Here is an 18,043-nt window from a genome sequence, read left to right as displayed (position 1 = left end):
CGCAAATGAAGTGTAGATCGGCAGCGCCATGCTCCACACATATTTTACTACCGCCATAGCTGGCAATTTTCTCGATTGCAGCCCTGAGCAATTGACGGGCCTTAGCAGTTTCGAAAAAGGCCCGACATCATCGATCCAAATCGATGATGTCGGGCCTCGGAAACTTAAGGCTTGAGAGGGGTAATGACCGCCGGCTTCATTGCGCTATCACTTTCGCGAAGCGGCGCCAAAGACTCGAACTTTTGCTGATACTCGTCAGTAATCTGCTTAGCTTCTTCGCCGTTCGTTATAACACGCGGCGTAATTAGGACGATCAGTTCGGTGCGTGTCTTGCTACGATTTGTGCTACCGAATAGTCGTCCAAGGATAGGAATTTGATTTAGTCCAGGAATTCCCGTGTCGGTAGTCTGATCCAACTGTTGAATCAATCCCCCCAAGAGTACTGTTTGCCCGCTTTGTACAGCTACTTGGGTACTCAGAGCACGCTGACTAATAGTCGGATTGACTCCGGCTGCGGCCGCTCCCGCCTGGCTCACCTGCTGCATGACATTCATATAAACCAGACCGCCTGGATTGACCCGAGGTTGAACGCCCAGGATAACGCCAGTAGGTATGTATTGAGCCGTGCTTACTGTGCCGGTCGCAAGGCCAGTATTAACAGTGGTGGAACTAATGGGCACCTGATCGCCGACTTGAATCTGAGCAACTTGATTGTTCAATACAACCATGGAGGGCGCAGAGAGTGTCTTTGTTTTTCCACTCGTCTCCAGAGCACGTAAAGCTACTTGCAAGTTATGGTTAACGAACGAGTAATAAAACGCATCGCCGGTGGTAGTTCCACTAGCTGTGCTAACTGGCGAATAATTGGCTCCGCCAACACCTAGGGCACCTTGCTGCTGATTTCCGGGCTGGCCCGGAACGATGTTCCCATTTGCATCGGTGGTGTTCTTGATCAGACCTTCGAGATACCACTGCACACCGAACTGGAAATCGCCCGTCAATGTCACTTCCAGAATGCGCGTCTCGATCTGCACCTGAAGTGGTGTGGTGTCCAGGCGCTTGATTGCCGAATTGATCTCATCCCACTTCGACGGTGGCGCTCGTACAAGCAGCTGATTATTCGCATCGACCGAACTGATGCGGATGCTTCCGTCGTCGTTGCTGTACTGCTGCGATTGCTGCCCGTTGTTGTTGCCAAATACGCTGTTGGACGTACCGTTGCTGTTGATACCTCCTGGCGTGAATCCGCCAAATCCGTTGGAAGACTGGTTGGAGCCAATGCCGCCGCTACTGCCAAAGCCACCCGTACTGCCAATACCGCCAGATGTACCTGAGCCGATGCCACCGGAGTTCAGTCCGCTGTTATTTCCAAGGCCACCGCCGATCCCGCCGTTAGTGCTGCTGCCGAAGCTGCCTGCAAGACTACCTAGGCCATTGGCCGAACCATTCGCGTTATCGCTACCGCCCAGGGTGCCCGAAGTCAGACCTGGACCCACCTTGGCTCCGCCATTGCCACCGTTGTTGCCGTTGCTCGATGCATAGATCTGCGCTAGGTACTGTGCGAGGTCGGATGCTTTGAGGTTACGCACGTCGTACACAAACAGCTGCGGCTCGTTGCCGCCGCCGCGATCGATCTTTTCGATCCAGCCGCCGACTTCGGAAAGATAGCTAGGTTGCGTGGTGATAACTACCAGTGAGTTGGTGCGCTCGATCGGTATAAAGCGCAGCATGCCAGCCAGCGGCGTGTCACCCTTGGGCCCGAACAGGCTGTCGAGCTTGGGCATCAGCTCAGTGACATTCGCGCGTTGCAAGCTATAGACGCCTATCGACATGCCACGCAGCCAGTCGACATCAAAGGTCTTGACGGTGCGCTCGTAATTGGCGAGGTCTTCGGGCGTGCCCGATAGCACGATGACATTACGCGCCGGATCAGCTAACAAGATCGACTCGGGGCGTGCGAATGGTTTGATCAGCTTCTGCATCTCGTTGGCCGAGATGTAGTGCAGCGGATACAGGCGTGCCTGCAAACCGGCTTGTGGCGATGCGGCACCTAGGCTCGGCGCTACATTGCCGCCTACGGCATCCTTGGAAGGCATCACGACATAGCCACTGCCTTGCTTGACCAGCGCGTTACCAGTCCAGGAGAGCAGTGTTTCCAGAATCGGAATCGCCTGGGTGCTGTCGACGGGCTGGGACGTAGAGAAGGAGATGTTGCCCTGCACGCCCGGCACGATGGTGTAGTTCTGCTTGAGCAAATCGCCAAGAATGACTTTCACCACCGCTGGCACCGGCTGGTTCTCGAAATTGAAGGTGACGGCGTTATCGCCGCTGGCAGCCTTGATCGGTGTAGCCAGGCCCTGCGGACGAATGAACTGCCCGGTGCCCTCGGAGACCTGCGGCCTTACGGCAGCCGCAGCATCGGGCGCCGTGATTTCCTTGTTGAGCGCTACGGGCTCAGGCGCCGGCTTCTCGGTACCTGCCATAGCTTCGCGCTGCAGCACGCCGTCGTCTTTAGGATTCGGCAACGTCGAGCAGCCAGTTATCCACACCGCCATGGCGACGGTGCCGATACGAAAGAGTTGAAGGATGGGGCGGGACATGAATCAACGTACTCCTTCAGGGGTGGCCGCTTGCTGTGCGCGACGCTTTAGGATGTTCTCTCGCAGCTGGCGAATGCGCTCGGCCTGCTCCGCGTTTTGTCCTGACGGCTGATTGCCGGGCGCGGGAACGGGCTGGACGCCGGGCGGCACGTGCCGGACCTGCATCTGCGGTGGATTGCCGTTATCGGATGGCGGATTGGGCACGGCGCCCAGAGGCGTCGGCGTACCGGCGGCTCCGGCTTTTGCCAATGGTGTTACCGGCGCACCGGCCGGCAGCTTCAACTCGGTGCGGCTGCCTGAAACCTCGAATACCGCCGAACGCGGGCTCAACTCGGCGAGTTTGATCGCGCCGTCGGGCGAGGTGCCGCCTTCACGAATGCGCAGTTCCTTGTCGCCGTCCTTGCTGTGCAACAAGGCCACGCGCAGGCTCGACGTCATGATGATGCCGGTCAGTTCCATATCGCCGAGATTGCTCGATTCACCGGCGACACGCGCCACCGGTTTGCGATCCGGATTGAACAACGGCTTTTGCCAAACCACGCCGTAGCGCTCGAGCGGCTGGAATGTGGGCATGCCGCTATCATTGTGCATGTCGGGCAGGGGCGGCGTAGGCAAGGGCGGATTCCAGTGCACGCTACGTCCGACACCGCCGAGCAAGACCACGAATACCACCGCCAATACGGCGGCAATACCACCAAGTATGGGTGTCAGACGACGTTGAGCGGCAGCATTCATGAAGATGCCCCTCCGTCGTCGTTGCTCCCGCTCTGACGTGCCTTGCGGATATAGCCCGAGAGCGTGAACTGCACCTCGATCGGCGCGCCGGCATTCTTTTGCGCGGCGACCGGGTTGCGGTAGAGCGAGATGTCGTCGATGAAAAGGTAGGGCGTGCTCTGCTCCAGCGCATGCATGACCGAACCGACCGATTCGATATCACAGCGCAGGCTGATGCTGACAGCGACCTTTTTGTACGGGTCGTTCGCGTCGGCTCGCGGATTGGCGACGGGCATTTTCTGGATCACGTCGCAGTTGCCGCCCGGCTGATGCGAAGCGACCACGTCGACCACGCGCTGCATCAGGCCGGCAGCAGCGGCGTTCGCGTCGTCTTCGGGCAGGAAGGCGTTGCTGCTTGCCTGCCCTGCGCCGAGCGCATCGATGCGTTTCTGCAACTGCGGCTTTTCCGACAGGGCGGCGGCAAAACGACTTTGCGTATCGCGCAGGTCGTCCATTTGTGACCCGATCTGTTGCAGCGGCGCGACAAACCACCAGTGCAGCAGCGCAAAGTAGGCAACCACCAGCACCACCAGCAGCAGCAACACGGCGGCGATGCGGCTCTCGCGCGGCTTGAGTTTCTCAAGCTTCATCGCGCACTCCCGGTGTGCGCAGGCGTGGCCTTCGCTTTGGTATCGGGTTTACGCAGCTGCGCGACCATATAGAAGCGTTCTTTGCCGGTGGTGGGATCCGCCTGAATCGTGCCCTGGAAATTGGCATCGGTGATGACAGGCGAGCCCTTGACCGCGTCGATCAGCTTGGCCGCCTGCTTGGATTGGCCCTGAAAACCCACCTGCCCGGCGTTGTCGATGCTCAGGCGTTCGAGCCAGGCATCGTCCGGCAGGCGCTGACTGAGATCGTCCAGCAAGCTCAACGCCGATGGCGTGTGCAGCTTGCGATCTGCCAGGAAACCGGCGGCACCGGCGTTGTCCTGCAATTGCTGGCGCAGGGCCGCAACCTTCTGAGCCTCGGCGCGCATGCTGTCGACCTGCGACTGCATCGCCGACAGGGCTGCTTGCCGGTTGTGCAGCCATTCCCCGAGGGACATCACGACCAACAGAACGCATGCCGCCGCCAGGGCCAGATTCAAGCGTTGGCGCGGATGACTGCGACGCGGCGCCTGCTCGGGCGGCAACAGGTTGACGCCGAGGCGGTCGTAGCCGGAGGCCATGTCGACTGCGTCGATACCGATGCCGACAGCACGCAGACGTTCCAGCAGCGGATCGAGCGTCTGACGCGGCACGGCCACCAGTTCGGCGGCGAACCGCCCGGCAGGTGCAGGCCCTTGTGTATCGCGTACGTCGTAACGAACCTGCTCGGCACGGAACGGGGTCTGCCGGTCCATTTCGAATGCGCCGATCTGCTGCAGGCTTTCGCGTGCCGCGATCGGCAACAGCAGGCTTCGGCGCAGCATGGTGGTCGACGGCAGACATAGCGCGATATGCAGGTCTTCGGGATCGACGCCGCGCAGTGCATCGCTCAATGCCACCAGCTGCGCCGCCGGATCGAGGCTGTCGCTCCATGTCGCCAAGGGCAGGCTGTCGCCGGCACGGCGTACCTGCCAGTCGTCGCCCTGTTTTTCGAGCAGATACCAAGCCGCCCCGCCGCCAAAAGCGTAACGCCAGCGAACCGGCAGCAAGGCCGCCAACTCGCCACCCCACCATTGGAAAAAACGCGGCATCGGCGACGTGCGCCAGGCACGACGCACGTTATCCAGCAGCGGTTGCAACGATTGCGTTGCGGAACTCATTCCCCGTCTCCTTCCTGCCAACGCAATACCGCGAAAGGTTGCGCGCCGAATCGAACTCCTTGTAACCGAACCGTGGCGTTCAGCACCGCATGAGTGCCGTCGGCCAGGGTCGCTTCCGACCGGATACTATGCGTTACTCCCTGGATGCCGGCTAGACCCTGCACATTGCTGCCCGGCTGCGCACCGGCCTGGCGCGCGGCAATCAGGCTGGCGATCTGCTGTGGGTCCATGTTCGGAATGGCCGCCAGCGCCAGCGCAGGCGCGGTATTGGGGTCGGGACTGTCGCGGCCGGACCAGATCGTGATGACCGAGCCGATCTTGGAGTAGATCGCCGGCGTCATGCCTAACACCATCTGTAATTCCTCAACGCTGGCAAAGGGACCACTGCGCGGACCGTAGTCGCGCCCGGCGGCTTTGTAGGCTTGTGCACGCCGGCTGACATCGTCGGAGCTGATACCAAAGCTGCGCCAATCGACGATGCTCTGGGCGATATCCCGGGCCTGTCCGCTATCGACGCCGGCAGCGATGAGCAAAGCCATCAATACTTCCGGCCGCGCGGCATTGAGGTCGACCTTGCCGCCCTCGTCCACCACGTTGACCTTGACCGTCGCGTCTTCGTACTTGAAGGGATAGGTGCGGCCATCGGCAACCCAGTGCGTCTGCGGCTGCGTATCCTGCAGACCGTAAATCGCGCGCATGACGCCCGCCTCGGCGGCGTAGTGCGCCTGCGCCTGGGCAAACTGATAACGCGCCTGCATGCCTTCGGTGCGCGCCAGCATGGCGTAGCCACCGAGCATGATCGCCAGCAAGGTCAACGCCCACATGACGAGGAGCAAAGCAACGCCGCGCTGCGCGCTGCGCGATGACAAAGGCAACGACTTCATCGCAGCACCTGCCCGCGACTCAAGCCGCGCAGCAAGTTGATCTGATTGCCGGTAGCGCTGGGATCGACGCGTAAGGGGACTTCCAGGTTCGGCCAGCCGTAGTTGCCGTCGACCTGCAGGTTGACCTGCACCAGGATCGGCATGGCACGACCGTCGCTCCAGTCCGTCCCCCAGGTACCGGCCTGATCGTCGGTATCGGGACTGCGATAACTGAAACTGCCTTCACGCACGTTGTCCATCAGCACTTCAGGATCGCCCAACGGCTTGGGATCGCTGCCATCGGGCGGAAGGATCGCGAAGCTCACTTCCAGGCGCGAACCGCCACCCTTGTCGTTGGGCACCAGCTTGATCTGCTGCAGTTGCGGCCCGAGTTTGCCCAGGTAACCGGGCAACGGTGCGACGAAACGCATCTGATGCGCATCGCCTAGGAAATAAATGTTTTCGCCCTTGTCGGTCTTGGCAAATGCCATCGCCATCGTTTGCGCCAGTTCGCGACGCAGGTACATCTGTGCGGAACGAATCTGATCCAGCCGCTCGATCGCCGCCTGCCCGGAGCGCACGCTTTGCGACGCGGCGCGTATACCACCGTAGACGGCCAGCAGTAGCAACGACAGCAGGACGAGCGAGCCCAGCACCTCGATCAGGGTGAAGCCATGCTCGTGGCGCGATGAACGCATCATCGCAGCTGACCCTGTGCCTGCGGCACCGCACTGACCAGCCGCAAGGTGCTGAAGTGCGCGGTACGCTCGCGCCGCCCGCCCCACATCACGTCCAGGTCGAGCTTGAAGATCTGCATCGGCGTGTTGTTGCCGGCGTCGCTCGGCTGGTAGGGCGCAACCGCCAGACGCCAATGGTATTGATCGTCGAACTTGCCTTCACTGGTTCCAGGCTGGAACTTTTGCTCCATGCCGGCGCTGTCGAGCAGGCTGCGCGCCCACAAGGCCGCTTGCGCGTGATCGGCCGCATTGTTGGTCAGGCCGATCGAACCGCCCGCCACCTGCATCAATGCGGCAAAGGCGATCGCCAGTATCAGCAGCGCGGCGATGATTTCGATCAGACTGAAACCACGTTGTCTCCCCAGTGCGCGTTTCATTGCACCACCACACTCACCGCGCCGGTCAACCACGACACGTTGACCAACCATTGGCGCTGCTGCAGCTTCAGCGTGACATGACCGCCGGTGGAGCTGCCGTCGGGAAAGAAACGGATGCGCCCGATGTTGCTGCCGATCTGGTCTTCGGCGGCGCTGGTAATGCCCAGCGTCATACCCTGTGGAAGACGAACCACTTTGCCGCCGACCGGGGTGTACGTGTTGTCGCGCGTGTTGACGGCAAACGTCTGTTCCTTGCCTTGCACGATCGCCTGCGCACGCGTTGCACGCAGTGCCGAGGCCATTTCGCCGCTGGCTGCGTTGACGCGTGCGCTAGTCAGGCCTTGCGATACCGATACCGATACGGCGGCCGAGGCGATGGCGATCAGCAGGATCACCACCAGCATTTCCAGCAGGGTGAAGCCTTTGGAAAGCGAGGAGTGAGTGATCAGGAGTGAGGAGTGAGAGAGAGCGGGAGCCCGCGCGTTGTTGGGGTTTGCTCGTTTCTCATTCCTGTTCACTACGGACCGGAACGAGGGGCGCGAGCGGGCGGGCGGGCTAATCGCCCACCTGCGCTTGTTGCTCGCTGCCACTCGTCCCTGGTTTGTCACTGCCAGTTACCGACGTCCGCGTTGTAGCCGTCGCCGCCGGGTTGGCCGTCCTGGCCGTAGAAGATCAGATCGAAACTGCCATGGTCGCCGGGATATTTGTAGCCAAAGTCATGGCCCCACGGGTCATGCATTTCCGATTCCTTGACGTACGGGCCCTGCCAGTTGCGCGCGTTGGCCGGCTTGGCCAGCAGGTCGCCCAACTGCTGCGGCGGCGAGCCGTTGTCGAGCGCGTAGTTTTCGATCTTCTGGCTGAGCGTGGTCAGCTGTGCCTTGCCGGCGCCGTATTTGCCCTTGTCGACGTTCTTGCCGACACCGGTGACGACCACGGCACCGATGATGCCGATCAACACGATCACAGCGAGCATTTCCAGCAACGTAAAACCGCCCGAACGGAGCGACCGTGCTGTCCTGGTGGTTCTTTGCATCATCTGCGTCATTTGTGGATTCCTCCGTTCGGTTACTGAATATTGCTGGTAAGGCTGAGCAAGGGCAGCATGATCGCTGCCATGATGATCGCCACCAGAATGGTCATGACGATGGTCAACGCCGGCACCAATGCTGCCAACAGACGATCGATCGAGCGCTTGGCTTCCAGATCGAAGGTGTCGGCGACTTTGAGCAACATGGTGTCGAGCTGACCGGCTTCTTCGCCCACCTGCACCATCTGCAGGGCGAGGCGCGGAAAACGTTGCGATTGCGACAGCGCGAGGCTCAGACCCGAGCCGCCTTTGACTTGTTCGGCAGCCTGGGCGAGTGCTTCGTCCAGCGCGCGGTTGGACGTGACCTGGCGCGAGATACCCAACGACGAGAGCAGCGGTACGCCGTTTTTCAGCAGCGTGCCCAGCGTGCGCGCGATGCGTGCGGTCTCGATTTTCAGCAGCAGCGGCCCGACCAGGCGCATGGTCAACAGCTTCGCGTGCCAGGCCAGCCGCGTGACTGGATCGCGCATGCGCGCGCGCCAGATCAAGGTGCCGACCACGATCGCTGCAATGATCAGCCACCACCATGAGTGCATGACTTCGCCGACCGCGAGCACGGCCTTGGTGATAAACGGGATCGGCACGCGCATGTCTTCGAAGATCGGCACGAACTGCGGCACCACGTACGCCAGCAGCAGCACCAGCGAACCGAGCACGCCGAACATCAGGATGGCCGGATAGATCAACGCATTGATGATGCTGCCGCGCAATTGCTGCGACCGTTCGAGGTAATCGGCCAGGCGGCGCAGCGTGTCTTCGAGCGAGCCGCCCGCTTCGCCGGCGCGCACCAGGCTGATGTAAAGCTTGGGGAACACGCCGTGTTCTTCTTCCAGCGCCTGCGACAACGGCGTACCGCCGCGCACGCGATCGCGAATGCGCTCGACCATCTTCTTGGCGCGCTCGCCCTCGGGCAGCTCCAACAGGATGCCCAGTGCGCGGTCCAATGGCTGGCCGGCGCCAAGCAGGGTCGCCAGCTGGTGCGTGAATTGGGCCAGCTGATCGCCGGTGAACGGGCCGCGCTTGAACAGCGCGGCCATACCGCTGCCACCGGCTGCCGCATCGGCCATACGGGCATCGAGCGGGGTGCTGCCCTGTTCCTGCAGGCGGCTGATCACCTCGTCGACGCTGGACGCCTCCATCTGCCCCTGCAGTATTTCGCCGGAGTCGTTGACCGCTCGATATCGAAACTGAGCCATGGGCTAGGAACGCGCGAGTGAAGGTGAACAAGCGAAAGTGAACGGCAAGCGGCCGCCCATGGCGCAAAGGCGCCATGAGTTGTGACTGCGGGAAGCGGCTTGTAGTTCGCGACTTGCGGGTAAAGTTTTGAGAACTGCTTGGGCCTTCCAGGCCAGACCGGCATCATGCCGGTCAGCTTTCCTGCGTGACACGCAGCACCTCCTCGATGGTGGTGATGCCGGCCACTGCCTTGGCAATGCCGTCCTCGTACATCGTGCGCATGCCTTCGACACGTGCCTGGCGCTCGATTTCGCCCGCATCGGCGCGCTGCATCACCAGGCGGCGCAACGGGTCGGTCATCACCAGGAATTCCATGATGGCGCGGCGGCCACGATAACCGGTGGGATTGGCCGTGCTGGTGCCCGGCTTCCACAGGCGGATCGGCCGTTCGTCGGTGTATTTGTGCAACTCGAACTGCTCGATGACTTCCGGCAGCGCCTCGTAGGAAGTTGCGGTCTCCGGATCGAGACGGCGCACCAGTCGCTGCGCCAGGATGCCGTTGACGGTCGAGCCGAGCAGGTAATCCTCCACACCCATGTCGAGCAGACGGGTAATGCCGCCCGCTGCGCTGTTGGTATGCAGGGTGGACAACACCAAGTGGCCGGTGAGCGCGGACTGGATCGCGATGCGGCAGGTTTCCAGATCGCGCATTTCGCCGATCATGATCACGTCCGGATCCTGTCGCACGATCGAACGCAGCGCACCGGCGAAATCCAGTCCGATCTGCGGCTTCACCTGGATCTGGTTGATACCTTCGATCTGGTATTCAACCGGGTCTTCGACCGTGATGATCTTCACGTCCGGCGTGTTGATCTGCGACAGCGCCGTATAAAGCGTGGTGGTCTTGCCCGAACCGGTGGGACCGGTCACCAGCAGAATGCCGTGCGGGCGATCGAGCACGTCGACGAAGCGTTGCTGGAAGTTGTCTGTGAAACCGAGCGAAGCGAAATCGAACACCACCGATTCGCGATCGAGAATACGCATCACCACCGACTCGCCGAAGCTGGTCGGCACGGTGGACACGCGAAGATCGAGCTCCTTGCCTTGCACGCGCAGCTGGATACGGCCGTCCTGTGGCAGCCGGCGCTCGGCGATATTGAGCTTGGCCATGATCTTGACGCGCGAAATGACCGCGGCGGTGGAGCTGGCCGGCGGCGCTTCCACTTCGTGCAGCACACCGTCGATGCGGTAGCGCACTTTCAGGCGATTTTCGAACGGTTCGATGTGCACGTCCGACGCGCGCTGTTCGACGGCGCGCTGCAGGATCAGGTTCACCAGGCGAATCACCGGCGCTTCGGAGGCGAGATCGCGCAGATGCTCGACATCGTCCTCGACCGCGGCGCTGCCATCGAGATTCTCGACGATGGTGCCCATCGCCGAACGACCGGAGCCGTAATAACGTTCGATCAGGTCATCGATTTCCGAACGCAGGCCGATGCGCAAGGCCACCGGACGCCCCGTCGCCAATTCGACCGCATGCACCGGGTATGGATCGGCCGGATCGGCAACCATCAAGGCCAGACCGTCCTCGCCATCGCGCACTGGAACCACGTGTTGCTGCTTGAGGAAGCGCAACGAGATATCGACTTCGGGCGGCGGTAACTCCGGCGCTTCGCGCGCGGCCAGCAACGGTGCGCCCAGGTATTCGGACCAGGCTTCGGCCAGATCGCGCTCGGACACCAGACCCAACCGAGCCATCAGCCCGGTCAGCGTGCCCTCGGGTGATTCCTCATGCAGACGCCGCGCCCTGACAAGGTCGCCGTCCTTGAGTCGACCTTTGGCGACCAGCAACGAACAGACCGCCACTTCGCGGTCTTGGGTCGCCGCAACGGTCTGGTTGGTCGCCGGCTTTAGTGTGGCTGCCGACATGTTCTCACCCCGCATCCAATAACGATTCGCACCCACGATGCTCCATGCATCGCCCCCGGAAGGTGCAGAGAGATGCATAGTTAACATATTCGTCCGGGGTTACGCGAGCGTTGCATCGCTAAACGCAGCGTAGGAATCGGCGCGATAAAAATAAAACCGGCGCCCCTGAGGACGCCGGCCGATTTCTGTACTTCCGAGTCTGCCGTTGACTACTTTACGGCTGTGCTCCGGCTGCTTGCACTGCAGCATAAGCGTTGAGAATGCCCGTGCCGATCTGCCGGTTCGATGGCGGCGTGACATGGAACACCGTCGCCGAGGAACGTAACAGACTGGTCACTTGCGCTGTCGTAAGCAGGGTCTTGCCCAGCGCGAGGCGATAGCTCTGCATCAAGGCCACCGTACCGGCGACATGAGGCGTGGCTTGCGACGTACCGGCCATGCCGCCATAGGTCGAGGTGGTCGGCGTGGTCGAGCCGGCATTGATGGTCGACCAGATGAAGCCGGTCGTAGCCTGCGTGCCACTGGAACCGTCGTTTTGATATACGCCGCCACCGGGCGCGGCGAGCGTAATGCCGTTGCCATAGTTGGAGTAAAACGCGCGCTTGCTGGTGATGCCGGTGGCCGCCACAGCAACCACACCGGCGCAATTGGCCGGCGAGAAGCCCGATACGTTGGCGTTGCTGTTGCCCGCAGCGACGACCACGGCGGTGCCGCGACCGGTTGCACCGGTAATGGCGCGACCGAGCACCGAACTGGACGAACAGGTGCCCGAACCGCCCAGGCTGAGGCTGATGACCTTGGCCGGGTTGGCGTTGTCGGGTACGCCGGTGACATGGCCGCCTGAGGCCCAGGTAATCGCATCGGCGATATCGCTGTCGGATCCGCCGCAATGCCCCAGTACGCGTACCGGCAGTACCTTGGCGCCGAAAGCCGTCCCCACCATGCCGGTGCTGTTGTTGGTCAGCTCGCCGCCGGCCGTGCCGAATACGTGGGTGCCATGCCAGCTGCTGGCCTCGGCGGCCTGGCCGGCACCGCACTGACCCGCGGTAGTCCAGTCGCCCGTATCCCAGCCTCCGGCAACACGGCCATTCGTGCTGCGGCCCGAAACCGTATGGTCGGTGATGAAGTCGTAGCCTGCGCTCGCCAGCGTGAGATCCAGGTCCGGATGATTGGTCACGCCCGTGTCCAGGCTTGCGATCACCACACCGGTGCCATCGGCCAGGGTCCAGGCCTGCTGGATGTTGGCGCCGCCCCAATTGGCGACCGACGTGCCCAGGCTGCTGTCGCTGAAGCCGGTACCACCGGGCGAGAGGTAGTCCCATTGGTAGCCCGCGTAGTACTGGTCGTTAGGCACGGTGAAGGTCGCCGCCCCTGCCGGCGAAATGGTCGGGCGATCTACCGCCTGGCGCATGTAATCGGGCTGCACGAACTCCACCGCCGGATCGGCTGCCAGCTGCTGCACGAACTGGCGGGTTTCGGCCGCGTTCAACCGGCGCGAGGTGGTGACGACGTCGCCGCCGATCGCCAGGCGATGCCCATAGCTCACATTGAGCAAACGGCCGCCGCTGCGCAGCGTCTGTGCGCCGGCCCCGGCCTGATCGACCAGGTTGGCACGCGCCGCGGCGGCATTGAGAGACTGCACAGCCGCCGTCGGCTGTACCCGCTCGGTGCTGCCGTCGCGATAAAGCACGACAAAATGATCGTAGGTCTGATTTTCCTGGACCGAGCTCAGATCGAATCGGCTGGTATTGGCCGAAATATCGGCCGCTACCGCCGGCAAGCCCATCGCCATAAGCATGGAAGCCACCAGCAACTTCATCTGGGAACGCTGATTCATTCGTCTATCCCTCTCATTGTCGATAAGGAGCGAAGTGCCTGCCGCGGTCCCTGCGATAAGACCCTCCACAGCCCCTGTCAGCGGGCGGTCTTTGCAAGCCATTGAAACTTCGCTGGAATATCCCCTTCCAGGTGAACCGTCCCGGCGCACCGAATGACCAAGCTACAAGCGTAAGCTTTTGCGAATAGGGACGCCGTTCGCAATTTCGTGCCGTGGCACCTACAGGCCGTGATTTGGCCGGCCTGCATCGGCTCTGGGACAATGGCGGTTTTCCAAGCGGCCTTTTCATGCAACTGATCGATATCGGCGCCAACCTCACGCACGAGTCTTTTCACCACGACTTCGACGAGGTGCTGGCACGTGCCCAGGCACAGGGCGTGACCCGCATGGTGGTGACGGGTGCCTCGCGCGATGGCAGCGAGCATGCGCTGCAGCTGGCCCAGCGCTATCCGGGTCGCCTGTACGCCACGGCTGGTGTGCATCCGCACCATGCGATCGATTACGACGACGCGACCGACGCGCGCCTGCGCGAGCTGGCGACCCAGCCGCAAGTGCGTGCCGTCGGTGAGACGGGCCTGGACTATCACCGCAACTACTCGCCGCGCGACGTGCAGCTCGAGGTCTTCGAGAAGCAGTTGAAGATTGCCGCGGATCTGGGCAAGCCCTTGTTCCTGCACCAGCGCGATGCACACGCGGATTTTATTGCGCTGCTGAAGCGCTATCGCGATCGCGTCCCCGCCGCCGTCGTGCATTGTTTTACCGATACCAGCGAGGCGCTACGTGACTATCTCGCGCTCGATTGCCATATCGGCATCACCGGCTGGATCTGCGACGAACGCCGCGGGTTGCACTTGCGTGAGCTGGTCCGCGAGATTCCGGCCAACCGGCTGATGATCGAAACGGATGCACCGTATCTGCTGCCACGCAACGTGCGTCCGCAGCCTTCGCACCGGCGCAACGAGCCGATGTATCTGCGGCATATCTGCCAGGAAATTGCGCGTGATCGCGGTGAGGCTGCCGAAGTTACCGCTGCACAGAGTACGGCTACGGCGGAGGCGTTTTTCGGGATAGAGGACGAGTAAATCCCTCTCGAACAACCTCAGTTTTCATCGTCATCCCGGCGAAGGCCGGGATCCATTCTTCGGTCCATGCTCGTCAGATAGCTCATTGCAAGCATCTGCGCCGAGGAATGGATTCCGGCCTTCGCCGGAATGACGGATAGGAAAGGTAGTCAGATGTCCTCTGAGGCCGCTCCCACCGAAATCGCACTCAAACCCTGCGCGATTCACCCGGCGCAAGACCGTCCAGGGCATACGGCCCAATGCGTACACGAATCAAGCGAAGCGTGGGAAAACCAACAGCCGCAGTCATACGCCGCACTTGCCGATTGCGCCCTTCGCTCAATGTCACACTGACCCAGCTCGTTGGAATCGCCTTGCGAAAACGCACCGGCGGATCGCGCGGCCATAACCACTCGGGTTCGATCGCATGTTCGACCGTCGCCGGCCGCGTCGGTCCATCGTTCAATACGACACCACGACGTAACGCCACGATCGCCTCGTCGGTGATCTGGCCGTCCACCTGCACCAGGTAGGTCTTGGGCTCTTTATGACGTGGATCGGTGAGCTTGTGCGCGAGCGCGCCATCGTCGGTCAGCAACAGCAAACCTTCGCTATCGTGATCGAGACGGCCGGCCGGATAGACGTCTTTCTGCTTGACGAATTCGGCCAGCGTGCGCCGGCCATCGCTATCGGTGAACTGGCAAAGCACGCCATAGGGCTTGTTTAAGGCGATCAACATGGCGCGCATTGCACGGTGCGTCGGTCAGGACGCACCGCCTGTCAGTGAGTGGCGACCGGGGTTGCCGGCTTGACGAAGCGCAAGGTCATGCGGTCGGATTCGCCGATCGCCTGGTACTTGGCCTTGTCCTTGTCACCCAGGGTGAGTGTGGGCGGCAGCGTCCAGACACCTTGCGGATAATCCTTGGTGTCTTTCGGGTTGGCGTTGATCTCGCTGGTCTCTTCCAGCTTGAAGCCGGCGTCGGTCGCCAACTTGATCACATAGGCCGTGGGCAAGTAGCCGCTTTTCTTGACTGCATCGACCGAAGCCTTGTCGGCCGCGCGATGATCTTCGACGCCGAGCACGCCGCCCGGGCGCAGTACCGTGAAGAACGCCTTGAACATCTGCGGCGCGGTATTGGCCATGACCCAGTTATGCACGTTGCGGAACGTGAGCACCATGTCAGCCGAGCCCGGTGCACCGAATACCGGCGCCTTGGGATCGAACTCGACCACGGTGGCCTTGCCGTAATGCGCCGCATCGGCAGCGAACTTCTGATGCAGCCCGCTCGCGTCCTGACGTGCCTCGTTATCGGAGGGCTTCTGCACAGCGGCGACGTAATGGCCGTTGTCTTTCAGCAGCGGCGCAAGAATTTCGGTGTACCAGCCACCGCCGGGGGTGATTTCGACCACCGTGTAATCGGGGCGAACGCCGAAGAACTCCAACGTAGCCTTGGGGTGCCGGTACGGGTCGCGGGCCCGATTGGCCGCCGAGCGCCAGTTGCCGGCAAGCACGCCGTCCAGCTGCTGCGAGGTGAAATCGCGCGCGCTGGTGGGCGGCACGAGATCGCCGGCGGGTTGATCCTGCGCTTCCTGGGCAAACGCCGGAGCGGCGATGGCGCAGCCGGTTGCCAGCAATGCAGTCAGCACCAAGGTGGTACGGGTTTTCATCGACAACTCCTTATCGCGGCGCCAGAAAGGCTAGCACGTGGCAGGCCGCAAGCCACGTCAACAAATGGTGTAGACCGGGCCTTTCGATTGGCTGTCATTACGCCACACGAAGCGGCCATCGGGTCAGAACGGTCGTGGGCAGACCGATTGCAGACCGTCGATGTGCTCGTGCAGATCCGGCGCGATCCCCTGCCACATCGGATCGAGGATGAAATCGATGCCCTCGTAGCGAGCCAGCTTGGCGGCGGGGATGAAATCCGCGTCACCGGCCACCAGGATGATCTGGTCGACCTGTTTCTTGTACGACAGCGCGGCGATATCGATGCCGATCTTCATGTCGACCTGGGTCTGGCGCATATCGGGCTCGAAATGTTCATCGCCCAGGTCGTCCCACTGCAGGGTGCCTTCGCGCAGCTGCTGATAGGCGTAGCGCTTGAGCTGCCATTCGCCGCGCTCGGCAAGCCGGCCCAGCCGCAGCGCAAGCTTGCGCTGGCGGCGTAGCTGATCGTGAAGATCGCGACGGAACGAGGCCGACCCGGTACGCGAGAAATCGATGCTGTCCCCGCTGATCGGTTTGACGAAGCTCTTTTCCAGGGGCGGGCAGTCGTAGAAGAAAATGCGATAGAGCGCTTCGCGCGGACGGTCGAGTGCCTTGAGGTGCTCCAACGCCATGCCGAAAACGGTCTTGGCGACGGTGCGCGCGTCGTTGGCATCGCGCTCGCCCCAAACCTTGCGGTAACGCGCAAGGAAAAATGCGCCGTCGACAAGGATGGCTGTGTTGTTCATGGGATGGTCCTAATTAAGAAACGGGATGATCGCCGCCGACTTCAGTCGACGGCGAGAAAAGAATTTTAGCGACTTGACCTCTCAATAGTGAATCACCGACCGAATCACCTTGCCCTCGTGCATCAGATCGAACGCCTCGTTGATGCGCTCCAGCGGCAGTACCTTGGTGATCATTTCATCGATCTTGATCTCGCCACCCAGATAGCGCTCGACATATCCCGGCAGCTGCGAACGCCCCTTCACCCCACCGAAGGCACTGCCGCGCCATACGCGCCCGGTGACCAGCTGGAACGGGCGCGTGCTGATTTCCTGGCCTGCCCCGGCAACACCGATGATGATCGATTCGCCCCAGCCCTTGTGACAGCACTCCAGCGCGGCGCGCATGACGTTGACGTTGCCGATGCATTCAAACGAATAGTCGACCCCGCCATCGGTGAGATCGACGATCACCTGTTGGATGGGTGTGTCCGGATAGTCCTTTGGATTGATGCAATCGGTAGCGCCCAATGCCTTGGCCATGGCGAACTTTTCCGGATTGGTATCGACCACGACGATGCGGCCGGCCTTGGCCATGACCGCGCCCTGCACGACCGACAGGCCAATCCCGCCCAGACCGAACACCGCGACCGATGCGCCCGGCTCGACCTTGGCCGTGTTGAGGACCGCACCAATGCCGGTGGTAATACCGCAACCGAGCAGACAAACCTTCTCCAGCGGCGCCGCCTTGTTGATCTTCGCCAGCGAGATTTCCGGCAGGACGGTGTATTCGCTGAAGGTGCTGGTGCCCATGTAGTGCAACAGCGGCTTGCCGTTCAAGGAGAAACGCGAGGTGCCGTCAGGCATCAGGCCCTTGCCCTGGGTCGCACGAATCTTCTGGCAGAGATTGGTCTTGCCGGAGAGACAGAACTTGCATTCGCCGCATTCGGGCGTGTACAGCGGAATGACGTGATCGCCCACTGCCAGCGACGTCACACCTTCACCGACTTCCTCGACGATGCCGCCACCCTCGTGACCGAGGATCACCGGGAATTCACCTTCCGGATCGGCACCGGAAAGCGTGAATGCATCGGTATGGCAAACGCCGGTGGCGACGATACGCACCAACACTTCGCCAGCCTTGGGCGAAGCAACGTCCACTTCCTCGATCGATAAGGGCTGGCCTGCGGCAAAAGCGACGGCGGCGCGCGATTTCATGGGGTGCTCCTTGTGAGGATGAAAAACAGGGATGGGCTCGATCGCAAAGAGCGCATCGAGTCGGCATGACTCAATAGCGTATCAGCTAACGCATATTGTGAGCCTTATACGTCATCTAGCTACAGCAATTCGCGCTCGTTTCCAGTAGGCACTGCCACCTGTACCGACATCGATAAACAAAGGGCTTAGATAAAAAGAAGGCTCGCC

General features: G+C 61.6%; 17 protein-coding genes. 1 reads left to right on the top strand and 16 read right to left on the bottom strand.

Going from position 1 to position 18,043, the window contains the following annotated elements:
• Positions 1–164: 164 nt before the first annotated feature.
• The 12 genes from gspD to QMG46_RS05670 all read right to left on the bottom strand — a co-directional run bounded on the left by gspD (position 165) and on the right by QMG46_RS05670 (position 13,127).
• Positions 165–2,600 (bottom strand): type II secretion system secretin GspD, encoded by a 2,436-nt coding sequence (gspD, locus tag QMG46_RS05725; RefSeq protein WP_281851523.1) that lies wholly within the window; start codon positions 2,598–2,600, stop codon positions 165–167.
• A 3-nt stretch (positions 2,601–2,603) separates the two neighbouring features.
• A complete protein-coding gene (locus QMG46_RS05720) occupies positions 2,604–3,335 on the bottom strand; it encodes a type II secretion system protein, XpsN-like (protein WP_281851522.1) in 732 nt (243 codons plus the stop codon).
• The gene (gene gspM / locus QMG46_RS05715; RefSeq protein WP_281851521.1) at positions 3,332–3,964 is read right to left on the bottom strand and encodes a type II secretion system protein GspM; all 633 of its coding nucleotides are present in this window, start codon (positions 3,962–3,964) and stop codon (positions 3,332–3,334) included. Before gspM ends, QMG46_RS05720 begins: the two co-directional genes overlap by 4 nt.
• Entirely contained in the window at positions 3,961–5,121 is a 1,161-nt protein-coding gene (locus tag QMG46_RS05710; protein ID WP_281851520.1) for a PilN domain-containing protein, read from the bottom strand. Before QMG46_RS05710 ends, gspM begins: the two co-directional genes overlap by 4 nt.
• A complete protein-coding gene (locus QMG46_RS05705) occupies positions 5,118–6,005 on the bottom strand; it encodes a type II secretion system minor pseudopilin (RefSeq protein WP_281851519.1) in 888 nt (295 codons plus the stop codon). The genes QMG46_RS05710 and QMG46_RS05705 overlap by 4 nt, the downstream gene beginning before the upstream one ends.
• A complete protein-coding gene (locus QMG46_RS05700; protein WP_345781786.1) occupies positions 6,002–6,685 on the bottom strand; it encodes a type II secretion system protein GspJ in 684 nt (227 codons plus the stop codon). The genes QMG46_RS05705 and QMG46_RS05700 overlap by 4 nt, the downstream gene beginning before the upstream one ends.
• The gene (locus tag QMG46_RS05695; protein WP_281851518.1) at positions 6,682–7,098 is read right to left on the bottom strand and encodes a prepilin-type N-terminal cleavage/methylation domain-containing protein; all 417 of its coding nucleotides are present in this window, start codon (positions 7,096–7,098) and stop codon (positions 6,682–6,684) included. Before QMG46_RS05695 ends, QMG46_RS05700 begins: the two co-directional genes overlap by 4 nt.
• Positions 7,095–7,502 (bottom strand): GspH/FimT family protein, encoded by a 408-nt coding sequence (locus QMG46_RS05690; protein ID WP_281851517.1) that lies wholly within the window; start codon positions 7,500–7,502, stop codon positions 7,095–7,097. The genes QMG46_RS05695 and QMG46_RS05690 overlap by 4 nt, the downstream gene beginning before the upstream one ends.
• Positions 7,503–7,702: 200 nt before the next feature.
• Positions 7,703–8,071 (bottom strand): type II secretion system major pseudopilin GspG, encoded by a 369-nt coding sequence (gene gspG, locus QMG46_RS05685; RefSeq protein ID WP_281852817.1) that lies wholly within the window; start codon positions 8,069–8,071, stop codon positions 7,703–7,705.
• Between the two features lie 92 nt (positions 8,072–8,163).
• Positions 8,164–9,381 carry a type II secretion system inner membrane protein GspF gene (gspF, locus tag QMG46_RS05680; protein ID WP_281851516.1) on the bottom strand — a complete coding sequence of 406 codons (1,218 nt, stop codon included), beginning with the start codon at positions 9,379–9,381 and terminating at the stop codon, positions 8,164–8,166.
• Between the two features lie 172 nt (positions 9,382–9,553).
• Positions 9,554–11,290, bottom strand: coding sequence for a type II secretion system ATPase GspE (gene gspE, locus QMG46_RS05675; protein ID WP_281851515.1), 1,737 nt, complete (start codon positions 11,288–11,290; stop codon positions 9,554–9,556).
• A 214-nt stretch (positions 11,291–11,504) separates the two neighbouring features.
• The gene (locus tag QMG46_RS05670) at positions 11,505–13,127 is read right to left on the bottom strand and encodes a S8 family serine peptidase (protein ID WP_281851514.1); all 1,623 of its coding nucleotides are present in this window, start codon (positions 13,125–13,127) and stop codon (positions 11,505–11,507) included.
• Between the two features lie 287 nt (positions 13,128–13,414).
• On the opposite strand from QMG46_RS05670, the gene QMG46_RS05665 reads away from it, so the two are divergent.
• Entirely contained in the window at positions 13,415–14,209 is a 795-nt protein-coding gene (locus tag QMG46_RS05665; RefSeq protein WP_281851513.1) for a TatD family hydrolase, read from the top strand.
• 187 nt (positions 14,210–14,396) lie between these two features.
• Here the strand turns inward: QMG46_RS05665 and QMG46_RS05660 are convergent, their stop codons facing one another.
• The 4 genes from QMG46_RS05660 to QMG46_RS05645 all read right to left on the bottom strand — a co-directional run bounded on the left by QMG46_RS05660 (position 14,397) and on the right by QMG46_RS05645 (position 17,836).
• Positions 14,397–14,927, bottom strand: a complete 531-nt coding sequence (locus QMG46_RS05660; RefSeq protein WP_281851512.1) for a pseudouridine synthase — start codon at positions 14,925–14,927, stop codon at positions 14,397–14,399.
• 41 nt (positions 14,928–14,968) lie between these two features.
• Positions 14,969–15,856 (bottom strand): class I SAM-dependent methyltransferase, encoded by an 888-nt coding sequence (locus tag QMG46_RS05655; protein WP_281851511.1) that lies wholly within the window; start codon positions 15,854–15,856, stop codon positions 14,969–14,971.
• Positions 15,857–15,979: 123 nt separating this feature from the next.
• Complete coding sequence (locus QMG46_RS05650; protein WP_281851510.1) at positions 15,980–16,642, bottom strand: NYN domain-containing protein; 663 nt, start codon at positions 16,640–16,642, stop codon at positions 15,980–15,982.
• 81 nt (positions 16,643–16,723) lie between these two features.
• Positions 16,724–17,836, bottom strand: a complete 1,113-nt coding sequence (locus QMG46_RS05645; RefSeq protein ID WP_281851509.1) for an S-(hydroxymethyl)glutathione dehydrogenase/class III alcohol dehydrogenase — start codon at positions 17,834–17,836, stop codon at positions 16,724–16,726.
• Positions 17,837–18,043 lie beyond the last annotated feature (207 nt).

It is taken from the genome of Dyella sp. GSA-30 (genome assembly GCF_027924605.1).
In the GTDB taxonomy this organism is placed as follows: domain Bacteria; phylum Pseudomonadota; class Gammaproteobacteria; order Xanthomonadales; family Rhodanobacteraceae; genus GSA-30.
Note: the sequence above shows the minus strand (reverse complement) of the source record. Positions and strands in the feature narration are given on the sequence as shown.

Coding starts and splice junctions, on each gene's coding strand:
- QMG46_RS05660 (WP_281851512.1), bottom strand. CDS start 14,927: ATGTTGATCGCCTTAAACAAGCCCTATGGCGTGCTTTGCCAGTTCACC.
- QMG46_RS05710 (WP_281851520.1), bottom strand. CDS start 5,121: ATGAGTTCCGCAACGCAATCGTTGCAACCGCTGCTGGATAACGTGCGT.
- QMG46_RS05655 (WP_281851511.1), bottom strand. CDS start 15,856: ATGAAAACCCGTACCACCTTGGTGCTGACTGCATTGCTGGCAACCGGC.
- gspM (WP_281851521.1), bottom strand. CDS start 3,964: ATGAAGCTTGAGAAACTCAAGCCGCGCGAGAGCCGCATCGCCGCCGTG.
- QMG46_RS05650 (WP_281851510.1), bottom strand. CDS start 16,642: ATGAACAACACAGCCATCCTTGTCGACGGCGCATTTTTCCTTGCGCGT.
- gspF (WP_281851516.1), bottom strand. CDS start 9,381: ATGGCTCAGTTTCGATATCGAGCGGTCAACGACTCCGGCGAAATACTG.
- QMG46_RS05705 (WP_281851519.1), bottom strand. CDS start 6,005: ATGAAGTCGTTGCCTTTGTCATCGCGCAGCGCGCAGCGCGGCGTTGCT.
- QMG46_RS05670 (WP_281851514.1), bottom strand. CDS start 13,127: ATGAATCAGCGTTCCCAGATGAAGTTGCTGGTGGCTTCCATGCTTATG.
- QMG46_RS05700 (WP_345781786.1), bottom strand. CDS start 6,685: ATGATGCGTTCATCGCGCCACGAGCATGGCTTCACCCTGATCGAGGTG.
- QMG46_RS05720 (WP_281851522.1), bottom strand. CDS start 3,335: ATGAATGCTGCCGCTCAACGTCGTCTGACACCCATACTTGGTGGTATT.
- QMG46_RS05645 (WP_281851509.1), bottom strand. CDS start 17,836: ATGAAATCGCGCGCCGCCGTCGCTTTTGCCGCAGGCCAGCCCTTATCG.
- gspG (WP_281852817.1), bottom strand. CDS start 8,071: ATGCTCGCTGTGATCGTGTTGATCGGCATCATCGGTGCCGTGGTCGTC.
- QMG46_RS05690 (WP_281851517.1), bottom strand. CDS start 7,502: ATGCTGGTGGTGATCCTGCTGATCGCCATCGCCTCGGCCGCCGTATCG.
- QMG46_RS05695 (WP_281851518.1), bottom strand. CDS start 7,098: ATGAAACGCGCACTGGGGAGACAACGTGGTTTCAGTCTGATCGAAATC.
- gspD (WP_281851523.1), bottom strand. CDS start 2,600: ATGTCCCGCCCCATCCTTCAACTCTTTCGTATCGGCACCGTCGCCATG.
- gspE (WP_281851515.1), bottom strand. CDS start 11,290: ATGTCGGCAGCCACACTAAAGCCGGCGACCAACCAGACCGTTGCGGCG.
- QMG46_RS05665 (WP_281851513.1), top strand. CDS start 13,415: ATGCAACTGATCGATATCGGCGCCAACCTCACGCACGAGTCTTTTCAC.